The sequence below is a fragment of the Rubritalea sp. genome, from assembly GCF_051252225.1.
Classification (GTDB): Bacteria; Verrucomicrobiota; Verrucomicrobiia; order Verrucomicrobiales; family Akkermansiaceae; genus Rubritalea.
In genome coordinates this window covers 38,982-62,635 of the sequence record NZ_JBPOGE010000017.1, presented here as the reverse complement: position 1 = coordinate 62,635, position 23,654 = coordinate 38,982, and the positions used below count along the sequence as shown (strand labels likewise).

General features: G+C 47.0%; 23 protein-coding genes. 5 read left to right on the top strand and 18 right to left on the bottom strand.

The window, feature by feature from the left end; genetic code table 11:
* The first annotated feature begins 185 nt into the window (after window positions 1-185).
* The 4 genes from ACSHX2_RS13090 to ACSHX2_RS13075 all read left to right on the top strand — a co-directional run bounded on the left by ACSHX2_RS13090 (window position 186) and on the right by ACSHX2_RS13075 (window position 1,875).
* Window positions 186-407, top strand: a complete 222-nt coding sequence (locus tag ACSHX2_RS13090) for a hypothetical protein (RefSeq protein ID WP_435693398.1) — start codon at window positions 186-188, stop codon at window positions 405-407.
* Window positions 408-626: 219 nt separating this feature from the next.
* A complete protein-coding gene (locus tag ACSHX2_RS13085) occupies window positions 627-884 on the top strand; it encodes a type II toxin-antitoxin system Phd/YefM family antitoxin (RefSeq protein WP_435693397.1) in 258 nt (85 codons plus the stop codon).
* Complete coding sequence (locus ACSHX2_RS13080; protein ID WP_435693396.1) at window positions 872-1,234, top strand: type II toxin-antitoxin system RelE/ParE family toxin; 363 nt, start codon at window positions 872-874, stop codon at window positions 1,232-1,234. The genes ACSHX2_RS13085 and ACSHX2_RS13080 overlap by 13 nt, the downstream gene beginning before the upstream one ends.
* 71 nt (window positions 1,235-1,305) lie before the next feature.
* Entirely contained in the window at window positions 1,306-1,875 is a 570-nt protein-coding gene (locus ACSHX2_RS13075) for a hypothetical protein (RefSeq protein ID WP_435693395.1), read from the top strand.
* Between the two features lie 739 nt (window positions 1,876-2,614).
* On the opposite strand, the gene ACSHX2_RS13070 is transcribed toward ACSHX2_RS13075, so the two are convergent.
* The 6 genes from ACSHX2_RS13070 to ACSHX2_RS13045 form a co-directional block, all read right to left on the bottom strand.
* Window positions 2,615-5,818 carry an efflux RND transporter permease subunit gene (locus ACSHX2_RS13070; protein WP_435693394.1) on the bottom strand — a complete coding sequence of 1,068 codons (3,204 nt, stop codon included), beginning with the start codon at window positions 5,816-5,818 and terminating at the stop codon, window positions 2,615-2,617.
* 8 nt (window positions 5,819-5,826) lie between these two features.
* The gene (locus tag ACSHX2_RS13065; protein WP_435693393.1) at window positions 5,827-6,981 is read right to left on the bottom strand and encodes an efflux RND transporter periplasmic adaptor subunit; all 1,155 of its coding nucleotides are present in this window, start codon (window positions 6,979-6,981) and stop codon (window positions 5,827-5,829) included.
* A complete protein-coding gene (locus ACSHX2_RS13060; protein WP_435693392.1) occupies window positions 6,978-8,432 on the bottom strand; it encodes an efflux transporter outer membrane subunit in 1,455 nt (484 codons plus the stop codon). The genes ACSHX2_RS13065 and ACSHX2_RS13060 overlap by 4 nt, the downstream gene beginning before the upstream one ends.
* A 166-nt stretch (window positions 8,433-8,598) precedes the next feature.
* A complete protein-coding gene (locus ACSHX2_RS13055; protein WP_435693391.1) occupies window positions 8,599-9,618 on the bottom strand; it encodes a type III polyketide synthase in 1,020 nt (339 codons plus the stop codon).
* Entirely contained in the window at window positions 9,615-10,625 is a 1,011-nt protein-coding gene (locus ACSHX2_RS13050) for an NAD(P)/FAD-dependent oxidoreductase (RefSeq protein ID WP_435693390.1), read from the bottom strand. Before ACSHX2_RS13050 ends, ACSHX2_RS13055 begins: the two co-directional genes overlap by 4 nt.
* Window positions 10,622-11,251 (bottom strand): hypothetical protein, encoded by a 630-nt coding sequence (locus tag ACSHX2_RS13045; RefSeq protein ID WP_435693389.1) that lies wholly within the window; start codon window positions 11,249-11,251, stop codon window positions 10,622-10,624. Before ACSHX2_RS13045 ends, ACSHX2_RS13050 begins: the two co-directional genes overlap by 4 nt.
* 89 nt (window positions 11,252-11,340) lie before the next feature.
* On the opposite strand from ACSHX2_RS13045, the gene ACSHX2_RS13040 reads away from it, so the two are divergent.
* Window positions 11,341-11,850: a septal ring lytic transglycosylase RlpA family protein gene (locus tag ACSHX2_RS13040; protein ID WP_435693388.1), complete on the top strand. Its 510-nt coding sequence runs from the start codon at window positions 11,341-11,343 to the stop codon at window positions 11,848-11,850.
* Between the two features lie 25 nt (window positions 11,851-11,875).
* Here the strand turns inward: ACSHX2_RS13040 and ACSHX2_RS13035 are convergent, their stop codons facing one another.
* The 12 genes from ACSHX2_RS13035 to ACSHX2_RS12980 form a co-directional block, all read right to left on the bottom strand.
* Window positions 11,876-12,214, bottom strand: coding sequence for a tRNA-binding protein (locus ACSHX2_RS13035; protein WP_435693387.1), 339 nt, complete (start codon window positions 12,212-12,214; stop codon window positions 11,876-11,878).
* A 41-nt stretch (window positions 12,215-12,255) separates the two neighbouring features.
* Window positions 12,256-13,629, bottom strand: a complete 1,374-nt coding sequence (locus ACSHX2_RS13030; RefSeq protein WP_435693386.1) for a protein-transmembrane prediction — start codon at window positions 13,627-13,629, stop codon at window positions 12,256-12,258.
* A gap of 99 nt (window positions 13,630-13,728) precedes the next feature.
* Complete coding sequence (locus ACSHX2_RS13025) at window positions 13,729-14,457, bottom strand: DUF6250 domain-containing protein (RefSeq protein ID WP_435693385.1); 729 nt, start codon at window positions 14,455-14,457, stop codon at window positions 13,729-13,731.
* 62 nt (window positions 14,458-14,519) lie between these two features.
* Window positions 14,520-15,770 carry a DUF2254 domain-containing protein gene (locus ACSHX2_RS13020; RefSeq protein ID WP_435693384.1) on the bottom strand — a complete coding sequence of 417 codons (1,251 nt, stop codon included), beginning with the start codon at window positions 15,768-15,770 and terminating at the stop codon, window positions 14,520-14,522.
* 199 nt (window positions 15,771-15,969) lie between these two features.
* On the bottom strand, window positions 15,970-16,119 hold the full coding sequence (locus tag ACSHX2_RS13015; protein ID WP_435693383.1) for a DUF1328 domain-containing protein: 150 nt from the start codon (window positions 16,117-16,119) through the stop codon (window positions 15,970-15,972).
* A gap of 1 nt (window position 16,120) precedes the next feature.
* On the bottom strand, window positions 16,121-16,339 hold the full coding sequence (locus ACSHX2_RS13010; protein WP_435693382.1) for a hypothetical protein: 219 nt from the start codon (window positions 16,337-16,339) through the stop codon (window positions 16,121-16,123).
* Between the two features lie 173 nt (window positions 16,340-16,512).
* Entirely contained in the window at window positions 16,513-17,178 is a 666-nt protein-coding gene (locus ACSHX2_RS13005) for a peroxiredoxin-like family protein (RefSeq protein WP_435693381.1), read from the bottom strand.
* 179 nt (window positions 17,179-17,357) lie between these two features.
* A complete protein-coding gene (locus ACSHX2_RS13000) occupies window positions 17,358-18,443 on the bottom strand; it encodes a YHYH protein (protein ID WP_435693380.1) in 1,086 nt (361 codons plus the stop codon).
* Between the two features lie 86 nt (window positions 18,444-18,529).
* On the bottom strand, window positions 18,530-19,324 hold the full coding sequence (gene blaOXA, locus ACSHX2_RS12995) for a class D beta-lactamase (RefSeq protein ID WP_435693379.1): 795 nt from the start codon (window positions 19,322-19,324) through the stop codon (window positions 18,530-18,532).
* A 46-nt stretch (window positions 19,325-19,370) separates the two neighbouring features.
* Entirely contained in the window at window positions 19,371-21,008 is a 1,638-nt protein-coding gene (locus tag ACSHX2_RS12990) for a hypothetical protein (protein ID WP_435693378.1), read from the bottom strand.
* A 148-nt stretch (window positions 21,009-21,156) separates the two neighbouring features.
* Window positions 21,157-21,672, bottom strand: a complete 516-nt coding sequence (locus ACSHX2_RS12985; protein ID WP_435693377.1) for a peroxiredoxin — start codon at window positions 21,670-21,672, stop codon at window positions 21,157-21,159.
* Between the two features lie 125 nt (window positions 21,673-21,797).
* Complete coding sequence (locus ACSHX2_RS12980) at window positions 21,798-23,354, bottom strand: YHYH protein (RefSeq protein ID WP_435693376.1); 1,557 nt, start codon at window positions 23,352-23,354, stop codon at window positions 21,798-21,800.
* Window positions 23,355-23,654 lie beyond the last annotated feature (300 nt).

Here is a 23,654-nt window from a genome sequence, read left to right as displayed (position 1 = left end):
TGCACTTACTTTATGAATTCAGCTTAGATAACAAGACGCTGCACCCAACCTCGTACCGCGTTTGAGCGCGACTCACCTTTCACTACATTCAAACATTAAATCTTAATCCAAAGCTTTCTGGCCGAGTACTCGGTTGGTGTGCTTGACGTTCGCTGAATCTAAAACTACGTGTCAGCAACCAAAAAATGAAACCCACAGATCAAGCCGCGACAGAGGTGTTGCGAAAGTATTTGATTCGGTGCCACGGCAACGTCGCGAAGGACTTTCCCGAGGTTGCGGAAATGGATCCTATCAATGCCGCAGATTTCCTTTTGCATCTCAGGGATACGGGACGTATTCAGATCGAGCTATACAACAAGACGCCGACCTCGATCGGATGCCGGATCACAGAGGTTGGTTCGAGATAGAGACTATGCGAATACGTAGATCGGACGCTAGTCCATTTAGAACGAAGAACGCGAACAAGGCGTCGCTCTCAACACCTGCCCCGCCGCGAGTTCAGTCCGCCATGACCATTCAACCTTCAACCCACAGTCGAAGCCTCGCCCTCGGGCAGGTGTGAGAGGACTTCGACGTTCGTCTAAATACCACTTGCAGAATCAACAGTATCACTTTAGTGTCACATTATGAGGGCGGAACTAGTAACCACTTTAAAAAGAAAAGCCACTGACATCATTGCTCAAATATCTGAGGAGCATGAGCCAGTGCTGATTACCCAGCATGGATTACCTGCTGCATACTTAGTAGATGTTGAGACCTATGAATCAATGGAAGCTCGAATTCACCTTCTAGAGGGAATTGCCAAAGGTGAGAAAGCGATCAAGGACGGTCGTGTAGTATCGCACGATAAAGCAACTCGCAGAATGTCCAGATGGCTAGACTAGTTTGGGCTGAACCAGCCCTCCAAGACTTGGAACAAATCGCTGACCACATCGCTCTAGATAATGAGCGTGCAGCTAAGAGTCTCGTTAAGCTCGTCTTTGAGAAGGCTAGGTTACTCGAGACATTTCCTGAGATGTGTCCAGTTCCTCACGATTTGGGTGAGACTGAATACCGTCACCTGATTGTAAGTCCTCTACGGATATTTTACAGAGTTGAGGGGGATACTGTTTTTATTGTGTACGTCATGCGATTCGAGAAGCTTCTACGGCTTAGTGACATCGAAGGTCGAGATCAAGTTGACGAACAAGACGCTGCACCCAATCACTTCCCCGCCGAGAGTCCAAGCGACTAAGGCAATTACAACATCAACCAAAAATCGAAGCACGCTGAGAGGTCAGCGATTGGCGTGCTTTACGTTATCTTATGAAATTAGCACTTCTCATTCTGTCGCTCCCATTGCTTTCTGGTTGCTCACTCGTCGGTGACGCAGTCGATATCAGCTCAAGAAGAGCACAAGAAGTCCCTCTTGGAGCAATTACACATGGAGATGGCTTTTCTGTGAGCGCACCTGAACCATATCTTTATCCTAAGGCGAATTCCCCAACTCCAGGAGGAGTGACATTCAGGCCAACCGAGCCAATGAGTGACGGGATGGTTTACTTTGTTACCCCGTTCTCAACTCAAGCGGCGAATCCATCTGCTGCACTGGATCATTGGAACATGATTCCGGAGCGAAGAGGGATTAAGGTCACTACCAGTCATAGAAGAAACACTACTTTTCAGGGTATGCCGGCACATGAAGCCGTCTTAGACGTGCCTCGATCTAGCAGTGGCGGAAATATTTCAGTTGTGGTGGTGGTGAAGAGAGACTCTGATTATCTAATTTTGAATCGAGGAGAGAATTATTACATTCCTAGCATGAAGTCTGACCGGCTCAAGCTCTGTCAAAAAGGAATTGTTAAGCTGAAAGCTTCAACCAAAATAAAAAGATAACAAGTCATGGCACAACAACGCGCTACTCGCGTGCGTGCACTCTGACGTTATGCTATGAAATTACTCATTCTAACGCCTCTTCTGTTTCTAATGGTTAGTTGTATGCATTCTCGTCACGAGGTTCTTTCGCCTCGAGCTGAAGGAATGAAGATGTCGAACTCAAATTGTGGATATGCCGACTACGGATTTTATGTTGGAGCCAGGAACCATGGAGTGGTTGCTGAGGATGACTTTGATTATGAAGTTTGCTCGATCGACTACTATAGTAAGATTCTGAGCTCAACTATTCCAAGCAACTACGAGGATGAATATGAAATTCGATGGTCTAAGTGGTCAAATCGATCATCTTCCAAAAAAATGGCGATAACACTTGCTGCAAATTCTAGTATTCGAACAATTTACCTTTGCGACGAGAGATATCCTTCTGAGCGCGATACTAGAGCGAGGCCTGCCAAGACTGCAATCAGTGTTTCTCCGGGAGATTCCGTATGGATTGGAGTTAAGAACTCAGATAGTCATAGGTTCCGTGTTCGACAAGGCATGAGTGAAGGGGATGTGAACTTCTCAGCCCAACCTCGAAAGGGATATTCTCAGATAGTATTGCGGCATAACAAACGGCTGCACCTAATCCCGATAGCGCTCCGTGTTTAGCTTGCTCTGGTGGTGAGATTCGTTATTCTGTATTCAATAGCTCGCCGTCTCTATCGGGATAGGTGAGCCTAAACGTTCTCTAACACGGTCACACCTTCTTAAAGAACACTCTACCTACAAGCCGTTTCACATCCTCTAACATCAGATAAACGCTCGGCACTAAAATCAAGGTGATGGCAGTCGCAAAGAGGATTCCAAAACCAAGTGAGACTGCCATAGGAATTAAAAATCGTGCCTGCATATCGGTCTCTGTAAGCATTGGCATCAAACCAACAAAGGTTGTTAAAGATGTCAAAATAATGGGTCTAAAGCGACGCGCACCAGCATTCCAAACAGCCTCTAGAGGATCACCTTCTTCATCTCGATGACGGTTCACGTATTCGACGAGTACGAGTGAATCATTCACCACCACACCAGCGAGAGCTACCACTCCACACATCGACATAATACTGAGATCCATACCCATGAAAATATGTCCCCACACAGCACCCACGATACCAAAAGGTATCACTGACATCACGATCAATGGCTGAATGTAGGACTTGAGAGGAATCGCCATCAAAATATAAATCAGAATCAGAGCGATAACAAACTTCTGACTCATCTCTTTCATGCTCGTATTCTGATCTTCCTGTTCCCCTCGATACCCCCATCTCACCCCTGGGTATTTACTTGTTAGATCCGCTAGAATAGTCTCGTTGAAAGTAGCCACCACGGCATTCGAGTTTGCTCCTGAACTCTTATCCACATCTGCTGCTATAGAAATTGAACGCCGTCCATCAATCCGGTTGATCGTAGAAAGCCCTCGGTATGCCTCCCCTGTGATTACTTGCTGAATAGGAACCTCATCACCACTTGGCGTCACCAAGCGAACTTCTTCCAATGTTTCCAAAGCCTTTCGTTCATACTCAGGATAACGCACCATTACTTTCACTTCGTCGCGCCCACGCTGGATTCGCTGTACTTCGTCACCATAAAACTTGGAGCGAAGTTGCTGAGAAACAGATGCCACGGTAAACCCGAGCGCTCGACCAACATCAGTTAAGTCCTCACGCTTGAATACGATTTCTTGTTTCCCCATCCGCCAGCTGGTGCTGATATCAGTCACATTATCTATCCCCTCTAAGCCGTCAGTGAGATAGGTTGCGGCACTTTGTAGCTCTTCCAAATTCTTGCCAGTAATTTCGATATCGATGGCATTTCCTCCACTATTCGTTTCTTGCTTAAAAGTAAGCTCTACTACTCCAGGAATGACTCCGATCCCTTCACGCCATGCGGCAATGATTTGATCACCACTCCACTCACGGTCTGCAGCTGGTATCAACTCAAGTGTCACCTCACCTAAGTGACTATTTACCTGCCCGCTGTTAGGAGTAAATCCAGTCTGGAATGGTTGCGTCCCACTACTTGCCAAATAATGCTTCACCACACTCTGGCCATCATAGCCCTTCATTTTCAGACCAACTTCCTTCGCCGATTTTTCGAGCCGTTCAATAGCTGTGTCAGTCGTTTCAAAATTGACTCCCACTGGCATTACCAGCTTCGCCGAAATAATATCCCCCTCCACCTTTGGCATAAAAGTGAATGGAACACGGCCACTACCAACAAGGCCTACCGTAATTAAAAGAACTGCGACAAAACACGCCCAAACTATATAGCGCGAATGCAGGACTACTCGAAGAGCTGGCCGATACATATTCTGGATAAACCATTCTAAGCCATCTGCAATTTTATGCTGAATGCGTGTTATAACACCATGACTCGACTTATTCTCATCACGCGACTTGAGCATAGCTAAGTGAGCGGGAAGCACCAATTTCGACTGAATCAATGAGAAGAATAACACCGGAATAACCACCAGTGGAATATTCGGCCAAATTTTACCACTCACACCGCTAAGTCCTAACATTGGTGTGAAAGCGGCCATGGTCGTCAGCACCCCAAAGGTAACCACCACACCAACTTCATGCGTCCCCTTCCAAGCTGCCTGTTTAGGGTCTTCTCCAGCTCGAATCCGCGAATACACATTTTCGCCAACCACAATCGAGTCGTCTACCACGATACCTAACACCAAGATGAATGCGAACAAAGCGATCATATTCACGCTCACTCCGAGCATTGGCATCATCCAGACGCCTCCTGCAAAAGATACAGGTATGCCTATCGCTACAAGCGCTGCCAGAGAAGGCCTCAAAAAGAGAGCTAGAACGATAAACACTAACAACAAACCAAAGCCTCCGTTACGTCCTAACAACGAGAGTCTCCCCTCTAACATCTTACTTTGATCATTCCAGAGCTCCAGCGTCACACCTGGCGGCAGTTCGAGCGGAGCCACATTCTCAATATAATCCACTACTCCCTTCGCGAGCACCATAGTGTCCTGATCACCTGTTCGGTAGACATTAACCAGCGCAGCGTTGCGCCCATCAAATCGCGCTCTTAAATCGACATCCTCGAAACCGTCCACCACGGTCGCAATATCACCTAATTGTAACTGCTCACCAGTTGCATTACTTACGATGATAACATCACGAAAGTCTTCAGCATTTTTCACTTTCCCTTGAATCCGCAAGACTACTTCACCGTTTTTCTCTCGCACACTACCAGCAGGGAGATCTAAGGATGCGGCACGTAACGCATCAGCCACGGCGGACATCGTCAGACCATGTCTACGGAGAGTTGAATCAGGAACTTCTACTGAGATTTCATAGGGACGAACATTTGCTAATGAAGCCTTCGTGATATCTGGTTTCCCACGAAAGTACTGATCTAGTTTGCCTAGGAAACCATCTGCGGCAGGAGCTTGATAGTTTAGTAGACCATCACGCACAATCTCAGCCATGTGTCTCAGAGTCTTTTCATCCGCATCTGCACTCACCGCTACGCTCATTACTTGATAAGAAAGTAACAACTCTTCAACAATCGGCTTCTCGGCCTCTAGAGGGAAAATGTTAATAGCATCTACTCTGCTCTTCACATCATCCATCACACTGCGTAATTCGTAGCCAGTCTCGACTTCAACAGTCATTACCCCCAAACCCTCGGTGGCAGTTGCAGTGTAACGCTTCACTCCATCGATGTCTGCCACCGCATCTTCTAAAGGCAGTAGGATACCATCCTCCACCTCTTCAGGCGTAGCATTAGGAAAAGGTACGGAAACGGTCACCGCGTCTAAACTAGTCTCAGGAAAAACCTCTTTCTTTAGTTTAAACCAAGTCGACACCCCTGCTAGTAGAATCACTAGCATGAGAAAATTTCCAGCCACATGGTTACGGCTGAACCATTTGATCATGCCTTCCATTACTCCTCGACCTCCACTGGCATTCCTGGAACAGGAACTTCTATAGGACTCACAATCACATTATCGCCAGTACTAAGCCCCTCTACGACATAGACGAAGTCACGCTCGCTTCGCTCCACCTTGATATTCTTAATTTCCAGCGCACCGTCCTCGTTAACAAGCCAAACCGTACTATCGTCTCGCACAGCCATTCGAGGCAAGCGAATCACATCTACTAGCTCATTCCCTAAAAAATGCCCTTCAACAAATAAACCAAAGGGTGGAAGTTCAAACATCCCACCGACATCTGCCGCAGTGACCTCTACCACGGTCATCATCGTCATCGTAGCTCGATCGACCACGCCTTCAGTCCGCACGATCTGACCTTCCCACTCTCGTTTGACCTGACCGATTTCAACCGTGAGCTTCACCGGAACGCCTACTAGTCCCTCAGGTAGATATGTCACGTCCTCTAGACTCAAAGGTAATCGTACTTGGACCTTATCCGCTTCATAAAGTTCCGCTACTCTAGCAGCTGGAGTCAAATACCCACCAATGTCCACATGTGAGCTGCGCACCAAACAATCATAAGGAGCGATAAGCTCGGTCTTTTCTAGATCTCGCTGAGCTTGTACTACAGCTGCTTTGGCTGCCTCTAATCCAGCTCGAGCACTGTTGAGTTGAGGTTCACGTCTAACTAAGCTGCTAGGTTCTCCACCACGCCCTAATTTTTTCCAATCACGTAAGGCCTGTTCTGCTCGAGCACGTTCTTGTTCAATTTGTAATTCTGCATTCGCCACATTAGCTAGAGCCTGAGCTAATCTTGACTCATAGTCAGCTTTGTTCACCTTCAGCAGCACTGCGCCCTTTTTTAAATATCCACCAGGCTTAAGCTCAGGAGACACCCATTCGATCGCTCCACCTACCTCACTGAGAAGCATGGTCTGAGTCACGGCTTCGACCATACCTTGAGCACTCAACTCCACTTTCAAGGACTCAGCCTTTACTTGTAGCAATCTCACCTTCGGCACAAAACTTTGCTTGGCCTCTGCTGGAGCTTTCACAGGTGATTCCATCAACATCTGCATCACTCCCACACCAATAACCAAGACAACAATGACTATCACCAACTTGATTACTGGGCGAACCTTCTGCCGTATTCCATTCTCACTCATTTGCCTTTAAATCGAAATTCTCCACCGAGTGCTAAATGTAAATCCACACGGTTATCTAACCTAACACGTTTCAATGTCAGCAGCGACGACCCAATATCGACAGCACGACTCTGCGCCTGCAATAAAGTGAGCACATCACCATTTCCATCCAGAAAATCATCATTTGCAGCCTCTGCGGCATCTTTAGCAAATGTAAATGCCTTGTCGGTTTGAACCACCCGCTTCTGCAACCATTCTTCAAGAACTAAGGCCGTCTCCACCTCACCGAACGCTTTTAGCACGACACCTTCGAGATTGGCTAATTCAGCACGCTCCCTCGAGCCCCGGATGTCCTGCTCTCCTTTAACTTGGCCACCAGTCAATAAATTCTGTGTCAGTTGAACGCCTAGTGACCAGGTAGAAAAATCATTATTTAACAACTGCTCTAGAGCATCACTTGCCGTTCCAGTCGAACCAGTGAGACTAATAATAGGAAATATCGCTCGGTTCGCTTCCTTTACCCGAGCCACAGATGCTGCATATCTGCGTTCAGCAGCCACTACATCTGGCCGTCTCTGTAACAAGCCCGAAGGCACTCCACTCGGTGGACGTTTTGGCATTTTACTCAGTTTCTTGCTACCGCTCAATGTACCCTTAGGATAGCGACCACAGAGTAATTCCAAGCGTCTCTCAGCGAGCTCAACATCCCCCATTCGCTGCGCAATCAATGCTTCCGCTGTGGCTAGATCAGTCTGCGCTAAACGCAGTTGACTCGCTGAGCCTCCATCTCCCGCTAAATTATTCTCAAAGCGATCTGCGATAGACTCCACAGAGCTCTTTCTTATGCGTACCACTTCTTGCGCCAGACTTAACTGCTCCCACGCCTCTCCGAGACCAAACCACGCCTTACAGACCTCACCAGCCAAAGCTGTCTCTGCAGCTTTCTGGTCGAGTTCTGCAGCCTGAGCATCAGAAATGGCAGCCATCTGACCCATTCTTATTCTGCCCCACAAGTCTAACTCCCAATTGACCGTCAGATCAGCAATGCTCCCATTTGAAGTTTGTGAACCACCATAGGGCAGTCCTACAAACTGCTGCTTACTTCGGTTCCCATTGACATTAGCCACCATCTGCGGTCTCGCCATTGCTCCAGCTACATAGGCCGTCCGGCGAGCTTGATAGACCCTCTCAACCTGAACCCGCATATCAGGATTTCGTTCTAAAGCCTCGTCGACCAAATGGTTTAAACGAGAATCACCAAAACTAGAAACCCAGTCACGATCGACCCCCGCTTTCCCTTCTTTGGTAGCAGACCAACTATCTGGCGCCATCTGCTCGACTTTGAGCATCTGAGACTCAGGCGCCTTTGCTGCACAGCTCATCAACCAAAAGCTAGTAGCAACCATACTCGCTCGAACGATAATACGTTTCGCTCGACTCTGATTGTCACTAAGTTTAGAGGGGTTTTTCACCGGTTTATCTTTAAACAACCTAACTGTATCTCGCAAAATCAATTCTCTAAACAATCAATTAAATTAAAAGGATCTAGCACTCGTAGCACACTGAATATGAGTACTTTTATAACCACCCAATAGACAATTTAAATAACAATTTTAATTTTCGTTTCACAAATAAGTCTCATTCGAGAGTCAACTCACAACTATGTGCCGAAAATCCAGCTCCAAAGGCACAGAGCCATGCACTAGCAAACTCATCTCCTTGATTTTCGATGAAGCGCTCCAATGCTACTAAAACCGAAGGGCTACTCAGATTTCCATACTCATTCATCACGGACCGGGCTAGTGACACATCAGGCAAGACTAGATCTAGTTCTTCTAATACATCTCGGCCTCCACCATGAGTAACCCATGCGTCTGGATTCTGGATTCTGCGTTTCGCATAGAGTTCCTTTACTGCTAATCCAGCTAACTTAGGCACAGATTTTTCTAACTGGTTACGCAGCTTCCCTCCTGCATTGGTAAAACGAATCTTCTCTCTATGTTCCGGCAAATGCAGCGACTGAAAATGATCTAACTGCCAGCCTCCTTGCTCCCCTGTCCATACCGCAGCTGCAGCACCATCACCAAAAATACAGGTGCTAATCAGCACCCCGAAATCATCTTCTACATAAAATGCTGCTGAGCATACCTCCACTGCTACGGTAACAACCACAGCGTCTGGATTATCAGCCATGACACCCTTAGCGACTCGCAACAAAGGAACTCCCGCTCCACAGCCTAAACCAGTCATGTCTTGTAAGAAAACATCAGCGCGCAAGCCTAGTTCCTCAGCCACATAAGAGCTTACACCAGGGCACAAGAAACCAGTACAAGAACAAAGGAACAAAGCGTCAATCTCTGCAGGCGCATGACCAGACTTCGCGATTGCTTTCCTCACTGCCTCTGCTGCCAGCTTTGGTGCTTCACGTTCATACGCTTCGTTCAGTTCCTGAGCATTTCTGCTCCATGCAGCCTCTAAACTGTCGACGCAAAAATGACGTTTCTCAATGCCACTATTTCCAGAGAGAACCTTCTCTAACACTAAACGAGATCGCGCACTAAGCCCCTCCCAAAAGGGCGCTCCTCGCATCGCTTCTAAGCATTCTAATTGTGAATAGGCATAGGGAGGAAAAGCGCTTGCGACAGAATTAAGTTTCATGGTGTGCGTAATTGTTCAAAGAGAAAGGAAGTGGGGAAAAGCGAACGTTTACCGAGTTGACTCAGCAAAGATTGGCTGAGTGAATTAAAAAAGAGCGGGTGTAGTCCCGCAGCTAGATGGCAACGCTTTTGAAAATATGCTTTCTTCCCTTTTCGGTACTTCAAACATGTATCCTCCCAGCTCGCCTGACCTTCAGCATAAGATTGAAGAAAGGGTACAGCGATCGCACTGGATTCCAAAGCCATGCTCATACCATTTCCTGTAAATGGCGGAATGCTGTACTGCGCGTCTCCTACCGAAAAACTACCATCGTCATCTTGTGACCCAAAGCTAAATCCAGCAATCGCTGAGCTACTCTCGTCTAATCGATCAGCGGTCTCTAACTTTGCAGCCAAATACCCTAAGCCATTTGTGCGCATGTATTGCTCAAGTAACTTCTCACCTTTGATCTCCTTATTCAGCTCAAATAGAGCGCAGACATTGACCTTATTGCCCTCTATAGCCGCCACTCCAGCGTAGCCCCCTCCACCACTGTGCATTTCCAAACCTGCAATATTTACACCTGCATAATGAACCTTTAGGCCAATCCAGCGTTTACTCCCACCCTTCCTTTTCCCTGAAGCTTTTACCAGACCATCAACCAGCTCACCACGCCATGAGGAGCGAGTTTCCAAGTCACCTCCTAACCTAACAAAAAGCTCAGCCAAACGCTGATCTAAAACATCTCTTGATATCCCACGCGCCAGACTAGGTAGCTTCTCTTCAGTCACCTCTTTCCCAGCTATCCACCACGACATCTGATTTATCAACTGTGCATCACCTAACTCAGACATGATGCCTAGGAACTCCAACGTCTCATCTTCTACCCCGCTAATAAATTCCCCGCAAACCTTATGCTGTGGGTAACTACCTCTCTCTATAATGCGTACAGGAATACCGCGTTTCCGCAGCGCTATACCTAAGGAAAGACCAGCCAGCCCGCCACCAATAATCTTGATCTCTCTCACTCCCTCACCGCCTTGCTACGCAAGCCTCCCATCCAATGAGCCTCTTCACTCCATTCAAAATTTTCAGAAAAATACGCATTGAGTTCTCCCACCACAAAGCCAGCACGAATACTCACCATCATATCATGTTTCGTCACCCTTCCGACAAAAGGATACGCCAGATAGCCTAGTAACATTGCGTACGGAAACCTCGCGGGTTCAGCAAATAACAACGCTTTCGCGCCATTTATTTTTTGCCCTAAAATTTTGAGCTGATCTGCTTGAAGGTGATGAAGAAATAAATTCACAATGATTACTGTAGCATCATCCACCGTAAGGTCTTCTTCTAACACATTTGTCTGAAGCCAGCGTATCGACTCCGGCACCTCACCTGGCTTATCCACTAAATCCACAGCACACACCTCCACGTCCGGTAGAATTTCCTTAACCTTCATCGTTAGCAATCCCTCGCCAGCTCCGAGTTCAATAACTCGTCTCACTCCACTCAGCTGAGCAAGCTCCCGCAGAATCCACCTTTCACCACCGATCAATCGATTCAACACTCGTAGGTCAGCCCGACTACGAACCGCTTCTGGATCATCGCTCGGCAAGTCATCTAAAATTTCAGGTTCTACTTTTCGTTGCATCAATTCTAACACATCATTCCCGTTGCCCAGAAAAACGCAAATGAAAGTTTCGATGTGACAGATCAATAGCATTTTACTAGCTTGCCCACATGCGTACTTTAGCTCTTTTTGCAGCCCTTATTAGCATCACCTTTCTTTCATCCTGTGCCTCACCCTCAGGTCACAATGGCTACTTGACTCGTCCGTACACTATACGTGGCCAACACTATAGCCCGATGTCAGTCGACCAAGCACTCCACCACTCCGAAGTCGGAACAGCCTCTTGGTATGACGAATCCAGCTGGTTTGGCCTAAAGCGCGGTAACACATCGCTCGGAGAAAAAGTTCAACCTTGGCATATCTCAGGCGCTCACAAAACCCTTCCACTCCCCTGCGAAGTTAAAGTCACTAACCTAGACAATGGTAAATCCCTCAAAATGCGACTCAATGACCGTGGCCCCTTCATCCCCGGACGCATCATCGATGTCACCCCACGTGCAGCTAAAAAATTAGATTTTCATAAGGACGGCCTCACTAAAGTAAAAGTAGAAGTCATCTCCGTCGGCGATGGAAAACACAAACGAAAGGCCAAACGCAAAAAGCGTTTTCTATTTTTCTAACATCCAGTCCTAGGCCTTTATATCGCTAGGCCAACCTAGTCCCATTAGGTAGCTTCATGTCTACTGTGGAGAGCACCACTGATCCATCTGGACGGTGGAGTCCTGTCACTAAGCATTCAGACATGATTGGCCCGATTTGCTTAGGTGGAAAATTTACTACCGCTAGCACTTGCTTACCCTCAAGCGCCTCCTTGGTGTATAGATCAGTAACTTGCGCACTCGATTTTTTGATTCCTATCTCAGCGCCAAAATCAACCTTCAACTTAAATGCGGGACGGCGCGCTTCAGGGAAGTCTTCAGCTTCAATGATAGTGCCCACACGGATATCCACTTTTTGGAAGTCATCCCAATCAATCTCTTGCATACACTTTTTCTAGTAAAAAAACTCACAAGTAACAGCCTCAATCATCGTGTCTTCAAGGCTCCTTTGATTTGAGACACATCATTATCCTCACCATGATCTGTCACTGGTCCGAAACTCGTCACCGTATTTCCACTCGACGACTTCTCGAGAATGATCGGATATTCAGTTTCATTTCTAATCGTAGAGTTATCTCCCTCCACGACAATGGGTCGAAGATTCGTATCAATCGGCCCTGGACTCCTGCGTAAAATGATCGAGTGATTATTCCCTAACACATCAGCGAGGTTGTGAGAGCCAATGGCATGAGGTGATGGTAACACTGTAAGCTCTATTTTCTGCCCCGAACGAGATAATCGGAAATCACTCAAAGGTGCATAGGCAAAATTGCCAGAACTCGCGAAAACCTTACCGCCTTTCGGCAAATTGAAATTCGTGTGACCACAGTCGACCGCCACTGAATTTTTCACCAATGCTTTACTAGCCAGGTAAACTCTGATCCCGCCACGCATTTTCTTAACTGTACAGTTCTCCACTAGAACACTCCCGCCCCTATTATAGACTCTTATGCCATCCTCAGACAAAGGTAACATGATGTCCTTCGGAATAGGTTTATCTTCACTGAGAGGCAACTTGTACCTCGACCTAACAGGTAGATCATTTGGGTCTGTTTCTTTGTACAATTCCTCAGATGCACGCATCACTCCCTCCACCAAACAATCACGCACAGTGGTATTATCCGAGGGCTCTTGAATGTAAATCCCATGACCGAATGCTCGTTGCTGAACTTCGCAGCCTTCTACTAAATTATTCTCACCTCGGATTTGAATGCCGCAGCGTTTATCAAGACCAAACACATTGTCGGATCCGATTCCATAGATACTTCCATAGCCAAAGGGAAACGAACCACGCACCGTAAGCTTGGTGTCTTTGATCGTATTATTATCCCCAGTCACAGCCAATACCGCTTCGCCTTTTAAGCCTCGAGCCAAGTTGGAGCGATCCTGATTATACGCGCTAAAATCTGCTACTTCCTTTAAACCACTCTGATACACGTCTTCTACAGTAAGACCACGAAACACATTTTCATCACCAGAAATACGTATATAGCCTCTGCGTGTTGCACCGACCTGAGCAATCAAATGAACCCCTGTTAGATCGATAGTATTCTCCGACCCAGAGCACTCCAAGACTCGCGTTTTTTCTGGTAGATCAGTCAAATTATAGCTCCCAGGCTTCATCACAATCGCTTGATCACTCTGTTTCACGACTTCTTGCAATTCTTCTAAACTCGCCACCCTACGTTTGGTCTGAGCCTCAAGCCATGAGGTCAAAGCGAGCAGAGAAAAGAGTATTGCTAACAGTTGAAGCAGAGAGCGCATACGGAACTTGTTAATCGGTGGACTGATGGTGTTCATAAAATAGAAGGCAGTATAAATCACTAATATTCAATCACTAGCAAGACACTAAACCCACAACAGTAATTCAGACATCAACATGCATACAGACAACGCACCTTAATTTTTAGCAAGTGCATACACTCTAAAGTTATCGATGCGCATATGGTTGCGAACCGTCCGCAACCCAAACCATCCTGCAGTGAAAGGTTCTTCATCTTTGATTTGAAAAACCACTATATCGCCATGCTTATACTCGATAGTTTCACCATCAGAAGTAATCTGAACTTTCACCACTTCGTGTGGCGTATTTTGAAATTCACCTATTTTAAAGTCATGCTCAGGTAGACACGGTCGCGTACCATCGCCTGGATATCTCCGAAAGCGAGTAGTCGTGTTTTTATTCGCTCCATAGCCGACATAATAAAGGCGCAAGGAATCGTAGTTGCGAAAAATCCCACCACGATTCTTGTTCCCGAAAAGGTTCTCTGGATGCTTCGGGTCTATAGCCATCCAAAAACAATTCAAGTCACTCACGCGGTCATTCTTCCCACCCGCTTGCACCATGGTGACTTCAAACTCAATCACAATAGCCCCTTTCAGCTTTTCCTTAAACCAGACGGTACAGCCCTTCGCGTCATCTATCACTAACTCTCCCCCATGCTGCTCCACCGAGCCTCCCTCCGCCTGCTCCACTACCCATTGCGATAAATCAGCATCGAAATCATCTTGGTAAATTAAAACTCTCTCAGAACTCACCATATCGCCTGCAAGCACAACCGGCGGGCAGCTCAGACACAAGACTCCAAATAGAGTGGTGATTAAATTTCCAACATTAAAAACATACATACTCTTAGTCTCTATAAATCCTAAATGTGATCCACCGCGTCGGCTCGCCTCTCAGCACCTTCTCACTCAGTAAATTGAGCGGCTTCTTTGACTTCCGCTAAATCCTGTGAGGACTGGATAGCTCCTTCAGCTCTCTCTACTGACAAGCGGCTATACTCCCTAGCCACTTCGCTCGCGCCCTCATTACCGACAGCAGCAATCGCACAGAAACCTTTCTGTAAGCGCACCATCACCTCCACAGCTCCAGCCCCATCGCGTCCGATCATCCTAAATGCATCATCAAACATATCAACGTAGTGTAATTCAGGTACAGCCACACGATCGAACGCTATTTCAGAAGCCTCATCATCCGTGGGCTTGGCCCATAGAATCAACAAGCGAACGAGAGCTCCTATCACTGCAATCGCAGTACCTGAATCATTGATTCCAGGAGACAATGCACGACCCGCGATTTCAGATAAAACCACGAGACCAAAGCGAGGGTCATCTTCAAAGGTTCGATCTCGACCAATGACAAAAGCGGCTGTAAATGCATCTTTGAAGCCTTCCCAATCACGCACACTACTCTCGATATAAGCTAATGGTTGTGCGGGTGAAGCAAAGGTTCCCGGCAACGCTGACACCTCAATTTCCACATCGTATTTTTCAGCAAGACTCTGCAGGTCACCCATTTTCACCATTTGAACATAACCAATCGTTTCACTATAAATTGCGGTCGCACCACTACTCCGAGCCCCCACTTCCTTTCCTCCTAGTCTCGGTGATCTTATCCTTCGCTTCAAAGCGGCAGCGGTAGTAGTTTCCACTTTTTCAACCGTTGTCCCCATCCTCCCAAGACGTGCAATCCGATCTACCCACCAGACAAATGTCATAATGACAACGGCGAACACACCAAAAGTCATCAACAATAAAGTGAAGCGCCCCGCCCGTTCATAGTAACCATTCTGCAATGCGAATAAACCCACAATGCTAAACATAAATGCGCCTACAAATGCCGTAAGTGCATTCTGTGAAACGTCATCTGAGATGATCAACGGAAAAGTCCGAGGTGTTGCGTCGGTACTAGCTGACGCATAAGCCGACACCATGGAACCTACAGCGAAGGTTGCCATGACCAACATACTTGCTGCGATCACCTGTAATAAGGTTTCTAACGACTCTACTGTGATGTTAGGAACTCTCTCTAACCATGTGAACTGATTCGCTTCTTTCGCAGCAAAAACTGCGACTACCGATATAAAGCAGATAGCCGTAGGTTTCACCCAAAGCTGTTCTCTCAGTCGATGGTATAGGAATAAAAGCCAGTCATACATGAAGCTTCATCTTAACCTTCCAGCATTTCAATAAACGATAAAAAAACTCTACCTTTAAAGTAAAAGGTAGAGCCTTAATTGAGATGTTAATAGACATCGTCTGTCACTATTACATTGCTAGCCTCATGGACTAACTGGAAAAAGTATATAGGGAGGATGTATCCTCACCTCTATCAGGAGAGGTAAAATCTAGCACTGACTACTTCTTCACGAAGGAAATCACTGCCAGTACTAAAAATACAACAAAGCAAATTTTTGCAATCCCTGCTGCAGTACCAGCAATACCACCAAATCCGAGAACAGCAGCAATCAGCGCGACAACTAGAAAAATAATGGCGTAACGTAACATACTATTCTACAGCCTCCTTGATTGACTCCTTAGTATCTTCAGCCGCATCCTCGACTGTGTCTTTAATATCTTCGCCAGCATCTTTAAGGTCTTCAGCTGGACGTTGGTCAAGAGCATCCTCGACAGTGTCTTCTAGCTTTTCAGATGTGGACTCCTGCTTCTCACACGCTGTGAATGCAGCTAACGGTAAGAGAAGCCCAATGATTTTATATAATTTCATGATATTGTTATCTTGGATTCATCAGCAATAAAAACTGACAACTACCGTTCTAACGAATTCACCATATCGAGTAAAGAAGTGATCTAAAAACACTATTCACAACCGGAATGGGTATCACCAAGAACCTCAGTATAAAAGCTATTGGCATGGACTTCATTTACCTTTGGTGGATGTTACTTAGATTTTTTGAGAGCTGCTAAGATTTGATCTGCAGTCGCACGGTTACGGTATTCAGCATCTAAAAAGGCATAACTAATTTCACCATTGGGCTGAATGATATACGTCGCACTCAGTGGCAGCGTCGTATCATCGTACTTATCACCATTATACTTTTTGAGGTCAGCATAATCACGCATTGCGTCTTCCACCCACTTGGTCATGGAGAATACGATCCCAAACTTTTTAGCCACGTCGCTGTTCTGGTCGGTAAGAACCTCAAACTCCAGCGCATGCTTCTCTTTAGTTGGTAAAGACTGATCTGGAAGCTCAGGTGATAGAGCCACGAATTGAGCGCCCGCTTCTTTAAATGCCCCAAGGTTCTCTTGGTAGTTACGTAATGCAATATTGCAATAAGGACACCAAGAACCGCGATACCAAGTGAGGATCACTGGACCATCTGTGAGCAGTGTGGAGAGAGTGACATCCTTACCAACCGCATTTTTCAGAGTGAAGTCTGGAGCTGTATCACCTACATTAAGTGCAGTATCCAAAACACCCGAATCTTGTACTGCTTTGATTCCTTTATCGTACTCTACGATAGTCTCCTTAGGGGCGGATTTTGTGAATTGGTCTTTTCTCTGATCGAGTTCAACTTGAAGATTTTCTGCTGAAATGCTCATGGTGGTAAATGCTAAGGCTAGTGAGATATTTCTTAATTTCATAATGAAAATGTCTAGAGAGTTTGATCAATCTATAGACTATCATAGGAGCTTCAAAAGCTCCTGCTATTCCAAAATAAACCAGAAAAAGCAGCCACCTCCTATCCTCGGGATTTCCTGCTATGCAACTAATGAGCACTCTACTCTTTCACACTAACAGTGCCAGGCACTCCACGGAATGCCCTGATAATCTGATTACTTCCAGCTGATCCTACATGGTAATGGTAGCCTCGTGTTGTATCGGTATGGCCGCCACATTCGTCCAAGTCAGTCGCGGCCTCACCTTCCTCGTCGCGATGCGCGTAAAGACCAAAGCCATCGAGCGCATAGCCTATCATCGGAGCGTGCCCGTCGGTTTGAGCTATCTCTTTGGTGTGCCCAGTTGCTGCGTGATAGTGATAGCCTTCGTGTGGATTGATGTGGCCACCGGCATCATCGAAAGGAGCTAAAGTATGGGCAGCCAGAATCGCATGCACTGGCGCAGGTGGGTCAAAATTCACACCATTAAACGCTAGCCCAATACCACCTTGGCCAACTCTTGACGCACCACCACGCGGAGGCCCATGATGGTGGCTGTGTGCTTCACCGCCGTGATGCGAGTGCGCATTGAGTGCATCTGGGCGTGGTGGTCCACCGGGACCTCCGCCACCAAAAACCAAAGGTTCTTCTCTAAAAATGGGTGTCACAGGAATGACATAGGTAGTCACCTTATCCGCTACCCACTCGGGCTGGCCTTCAACCACGTAATTATTGTAGCGAGGGTCAACATCTGGTCGGGCTGCGGCCTCAAAAGCTTCTACCGTATCAGTCACCCGCACCGTCCCATCGTCATTATACAACTTCCATTCAGGATCATTGTAGAACTTCGCGACATTTTTCACAAATGGCCCGTCGACATCATAGACCTCTCCATCATCAAACCAAATACCTCCCGCCTCTTTTCCATCCGTAATCGTTTTCGGAGCCCACGGCCCCATCGCATGTTCAATCGGCTTGGAGTTGGTCTGGATCACATAACACAATGCTTTTGATCCATCAGACAGAGTTCTCTCCTCTTTAAGAATTTTCCCAACGAGAGCTTCTGGGATAAAATACGATGGATCGACCTCCACTACGCGCATGCTCCGCTCTGTTTCTTGATTCGTTTCTACAGTCTCCTTCGAACAAGACACATTTAAAATACTAACAAAAACGAGAGAGACAGAGGCTAAACAGAAATATTTCATAAGACAAAAGTAGATTGATCTTAGTGTAAAGCATACCAACATCGAAGCGACTCGAAACTTCGGCACGCTTCTAACAACGCTATAATTTACGGAAGCGCCTTCATCGACTGTAGCACCTCGCGCACGATCGCCTCGCGTTTAAAGAGATCATCAGTCCTGTTCGGCGTGTCGATATTTAGCGCAAAAAATACGGCTCCGGTGGGATGCTCCACCCAGCCTACCCACCAGCCGATCGTTCCGCTCCAGCCAGTCTTGGCTCGGAGAATCCAGTCCTTCCCAGCCTCGTTAATCATCACGTCTTTCACTAAGCGTTGAGAATTCGCACTGAAAGGAAGCGTATTTCTGTATAGCTGCTGAAGAAAACTAATCTGCTCCAATGCAGAGATCTGAAGATTTCCTTCGACCCAGAATGGTGAGTCACCCGTTGGATCCGCATTTCCGTAATGAATCTCTTCCATGTACTCGCGCTCACGCTCCTCTCCTATTTCGCCCTCGAAAACCTCATAGACCCAGACCACTGAATTCCGCACCGACGAACGAAGAGTCTGGTCATGGTTCCACACCTCGTAAGATCGCTTCTTGCCATCCCAGGGAATGACTTGAAATTCATCCAGCACAACACCCGCATCTATCGCGAACAATGCGTGAGGAATCTTAAAGGTCGAAGCTGGTGAAACTCTTTTCTCCGCGCGTTCTTTATTAAACACAAAAGTCCCTCGGCTTCCCTCACGTTCATCAACTACAACCAGTGTTCCCTCAGCATCAAATTGAGAAAAAATAGCCTGCCATTCTTGGCGATCGATAATGGAGTCCTGAGCGACCGCTTGATAACTAGGTATCAAAAGCAGCGCGATGGTGAGAAAACGGTGAAGATGAGTCATAGTTAAAAATCGTTTATGGGTAGTATATGAGAGAGGCGGAGGAACCTTAAATTCCAAAGACTTTCAGAGCTGTGTCCACTACACCCTCTAGCCCTCTACCTGAGAGTCCAGCCTTGCGGCCACCTGCTGGCATCTCTTCATAGACAAACACTCCATTTTCACCACCAAAGAGATCGTTAAATAAATCCTCTTTCCCGCGCCAATAGGAAATAAAGGTTTCGCAGCGGGTGTTATGATAATCGAGGTTGGCACTGAATCCGATAGTCGAGGCTTGATTGATCATGCGCGGGCTTTCGGGATCAGGCGTGTCAGCACGCACTCCGCGACATCCTTTTACGATCAAGTCACAGGGGCCATGAAACACCAAAAACCTGAGCTGCAGCGTGAGCCAAGCGTGCAGGCTTCCGAGCCGCCAATGCCGTGATATGTGCAGCGCTTCATCTGACTTTTTCACCACTCCAGCCAACGAGCGCGGCTGTACCACCATCGAAGCTCCAGCCGGCAGATGAATCGCCCCTATTTCGCCAAATGCGTCATTCTGTGACGACACGATCACGCGCGCCGTTTTCCCATCATTTGGCCGAATTCGCGTCAGCATGCACATGCCAGAAGTAATACTGCTGAAGGGTAAATAGTGATTCAGAAACCATTGCGTGTGCTTGCTAGCTAATTGGCTACTGCTCTGCAAAAAGTCAGGATGCACTAAGATCTCAGACCCTTCTTCAATTTCAAAAGAAATAGATACCGACGAGTCGCGAACAATCGGGCTCGGTGAATATTGATCTTCCAAAATACGAATCGGCGGAAAACGCGACGCGATGGGAGCGAGTACGTAATAAAACACCAACTTGATCGCCGTTGGTGTCAAAATAATCCCCAATAAAATCCACAGCGCTGTCGGCAAATGTTTCTGGACTGCGGCGATAAAGCGTTCCCGTGGATTGCTGGCGACCCGCTCTCTCTCACCCTCAATCATCTTAGCTAGCTCCTGAATCTCACCTTGCTTTTGCTCACGCTCTTCCAACCAACGCGTCTCATCCGCCGATCGCACCAACTTTGCAGAGTCCATTGCTTCACTCTTAACACGATATTGTTCCTGCAGTGCTTTGATCGGGGAGCTGTCTAAAATCTTGCCTAACGTCTTGTGTGCTCTCTCCGCCGTAGCGTACGCGCTCTTCTTCACCGCAGTTTCAGCCTTAGCTCTTTCGTAGGCATTCACTTTTCGTCGATTTTCCTGAGAAAGCCAATACCCACCCTTCTGCCACCAGCCGACAAGCTTACTTAACTCGTCCTCCCGCTTCTGAGCCGCACGATAGGACTCATATGTCGCATTTTTAGCTTTCTCTGAACTGTCGTATTTATCGAATTCAAGGCTCCACTCCTTGCCAATTTTTTCGATATCCGCCTCGAGCCTCGCCACCTCAGACTTAGCTGCCTGTACTTTCAGCGCGCGCAGCCGATTCCACTCGTCAATCTGCGGAGCCATCTCCAGCGTGAGCTCTTGCTCTGATGCTTTAAGACGCTCAAAGACCTGCTCTTTTTTATCAAGTAATGCACGGTCTTCAGCCAGTCGATCCCACTCCACTCGCAGCCAGTTTCCAACGAGCAATATCGCTAGAATCACTAAAAAAATAAGCAGCTTCTGCCCGAACCAACGGGAAAGAATGACGAGAAGTTTAGCCATTGTGATTTGATTTCATAAACTAAGCCTACCACCGAAGCAACCCCCACGACGGCGTAACTCGCCTAATTCTTCACAAAAAAAGCCTCGGCTATGGAACTACCGAGGCTGTTTCATTTTAAAGGAGAGCTTTCCCCCTCTCTCCATTCCCTTATTCAGAGTCCTCTAACTGTTCTAGAATATCAGCAGCTTGCTTAGACGTTGAGGCCTTCTCATCCTTCCACACCAATTTGCCATCCTTAAAAAGATACGCCTGACGCTTCGCCAAGCCTACTCCAGGGAATTGTGGGACGCCAAAGGCTTTAATCACCTTCGTTTCTTTATCCGCGAGTAAAGTAAACGGCAGCTTATACTTTTCAGCAAAAGCCTTTTGGTCAGCCACAGAGTTTTTAGATACACCAAAAACTACCACGCCTTTATCAGTAAGAACCTCATAGGAATCACGCAACGAGCATGCCTGTTTCGTACATCCTGGAGTGTCAGATTTAGGATAAAAATAAACTAACACCCACTCCGAATCTTTATACTCACTGAGCGTAACGACCTTCCCATCTTGATCCTGGCATGAAACTTCAGGAAGAGCATTCCCCACACTTAATGGTGCAGCCAAAGCCATCGAAGCACACAACGAACTCGGTAATATATAACGCAGTAGTTTACAGATCATGCCTACTAATCACATTCCTTGCCACTCCCTGCAAGAAAGTAGTTGGGATTTGAGAATCAAGAATACACACAAAACCACATTTCCAAGTGCACACTCAGATATATATATTGAAATCTTCCGGCTCGCTATCTGACTTCAAATTCAAGTGGGAATTTGTTTGAGGTAGGATTTTTCTTATACCTCTCATACGACTCCTCACTCACCTCGCCATTGGGCTTTTTAAATACAAAGTCCGCTCCCTTTTCAGTCACCTTGTAATCAACCTCACCCTCTTTTCCATCAACAGAATACCTCAGAGAAAACCCATCCTCTAAACTCCCGCTAAATTCCGTGATCGTGGCACCACGTAGTGGCCGTAAAAATGGCCGAACTGGAATGGTCCGTGGACGATCAGCTAGATCTGCCTCACCTCGGAAATACGCCATCACGTAGGGTGGTTTTAAATTCCCAATGTATCGGTACTGCCCTTCAGAGTCGAAATACCCATGGCAACTATCCAAGGGCTTATCAATCGACGGATTAGCCAAATAGACGGGATGGCCATCCATCCCAAAAGCCACTGGATTCCCCTTTCCCACAGTCTCCTCCAAATGCGCTGGAGCTATATGATAGTGATAGTCATCCGCTCTACCACAGTGCCCGCCCCACTCATCCAGCTCACCCGCGGCATAAGCGTCGTTACCACTCTGAGTCAGTGCATGAAAAATCGGCACACCGTTCACAGCCAAGGCAATAGGTCCTTTGAGCGTCAACTCCTGTGGCGTGCCTTCTGTCACCTTGGGGGTCAATGGAAGTTTGAAGCGATGCTCCCCAGTAAAGTCATGAGGAAGTGGCACTTGCTGTTGCCATGCCTTAATCCCCTTCATCATAGGATGCATAGGCAAGCCATTGCCCTCAATGTAAACATAATCTTCATCCCACGAAATCCCAACTTGGTCTTTATAGGGAAGAAATGCCTTCACCATCTCGGGAACCTCTGTGGCTGACTCCAGAGTGAACTTACCTGGAAAATGAGCGGCAAATGGCTTCACATTCACTTTCGAAGTCTCATGACTTTCTTCAGAAAAAGTCTTCGCCGAACTTTCCTTTTCACTCGCATCGATCACACCGCGTGGCCACTTCTGCGGAACTGGATTTCCATTAGGCGGGCTTTCCACCACCTTTCGGAAAATCACGGTATTATCGAGCGCCAGATCGTCCGTCCAAATCCATTTGGCGCCTTCGAAATCATTTTCATAGTAAGGAGCTTTTGGCGACACAGCCTTCTCACTATGCTCCACTGCTAGGCCCCACTTCGAATCGTCAAAGCCCGCCTCCATCCAGTCGTTGGGAATATCCAGATGCTCGGTTGTCGCTCCATCCACCTTGCCATTCACGGGCCCACGGAAGAAACTCTTCGCCTTCCAGCTGGCATCCGTTACTGTGCCATCGCCGAATTTCAGGATGAAACCTCCGTCACCGATCTTGCTGTTGTTATATTCAAGGCCTGTTTTGGGATCGGCGTTGTCCTTGGCCATTACCGCGATGGTGAGAGGGTATTCCGGAAGGATATCGACGCTGACCACGTTGTGCGGAATAAAGGAAATCGAGTCCACCGCCACCAAGTTGCCGTTGATATACAGCTTAAACCAATTATCAGCATACACTGTTGCGGGCACAGTATCTGATATCTGAGGCTTCATAATCTTAGGTCCATGATTGTGCGCAGCGCCGCCTCGCTCATGCGCAGAAACCACACCACCTCCCACGATCAAGGCGCAACACATTACTTTAAATCTTGTCGTCATTACTGATGGTAACACCTGTATCCGCCAATAGTTGTAATTTTTATGGGAGTTTAACCTCCCTTGGACTTTTCAATCCGTGTAACCATTTCAGGAATTCCAAAGCTCAATAACACTATCAATAGTCGTTTTAACTTTCATGAAATGATGTTCACTAAGGAAATTTAACATGACTCAAATTGCGCTAGGCCGTGGGGC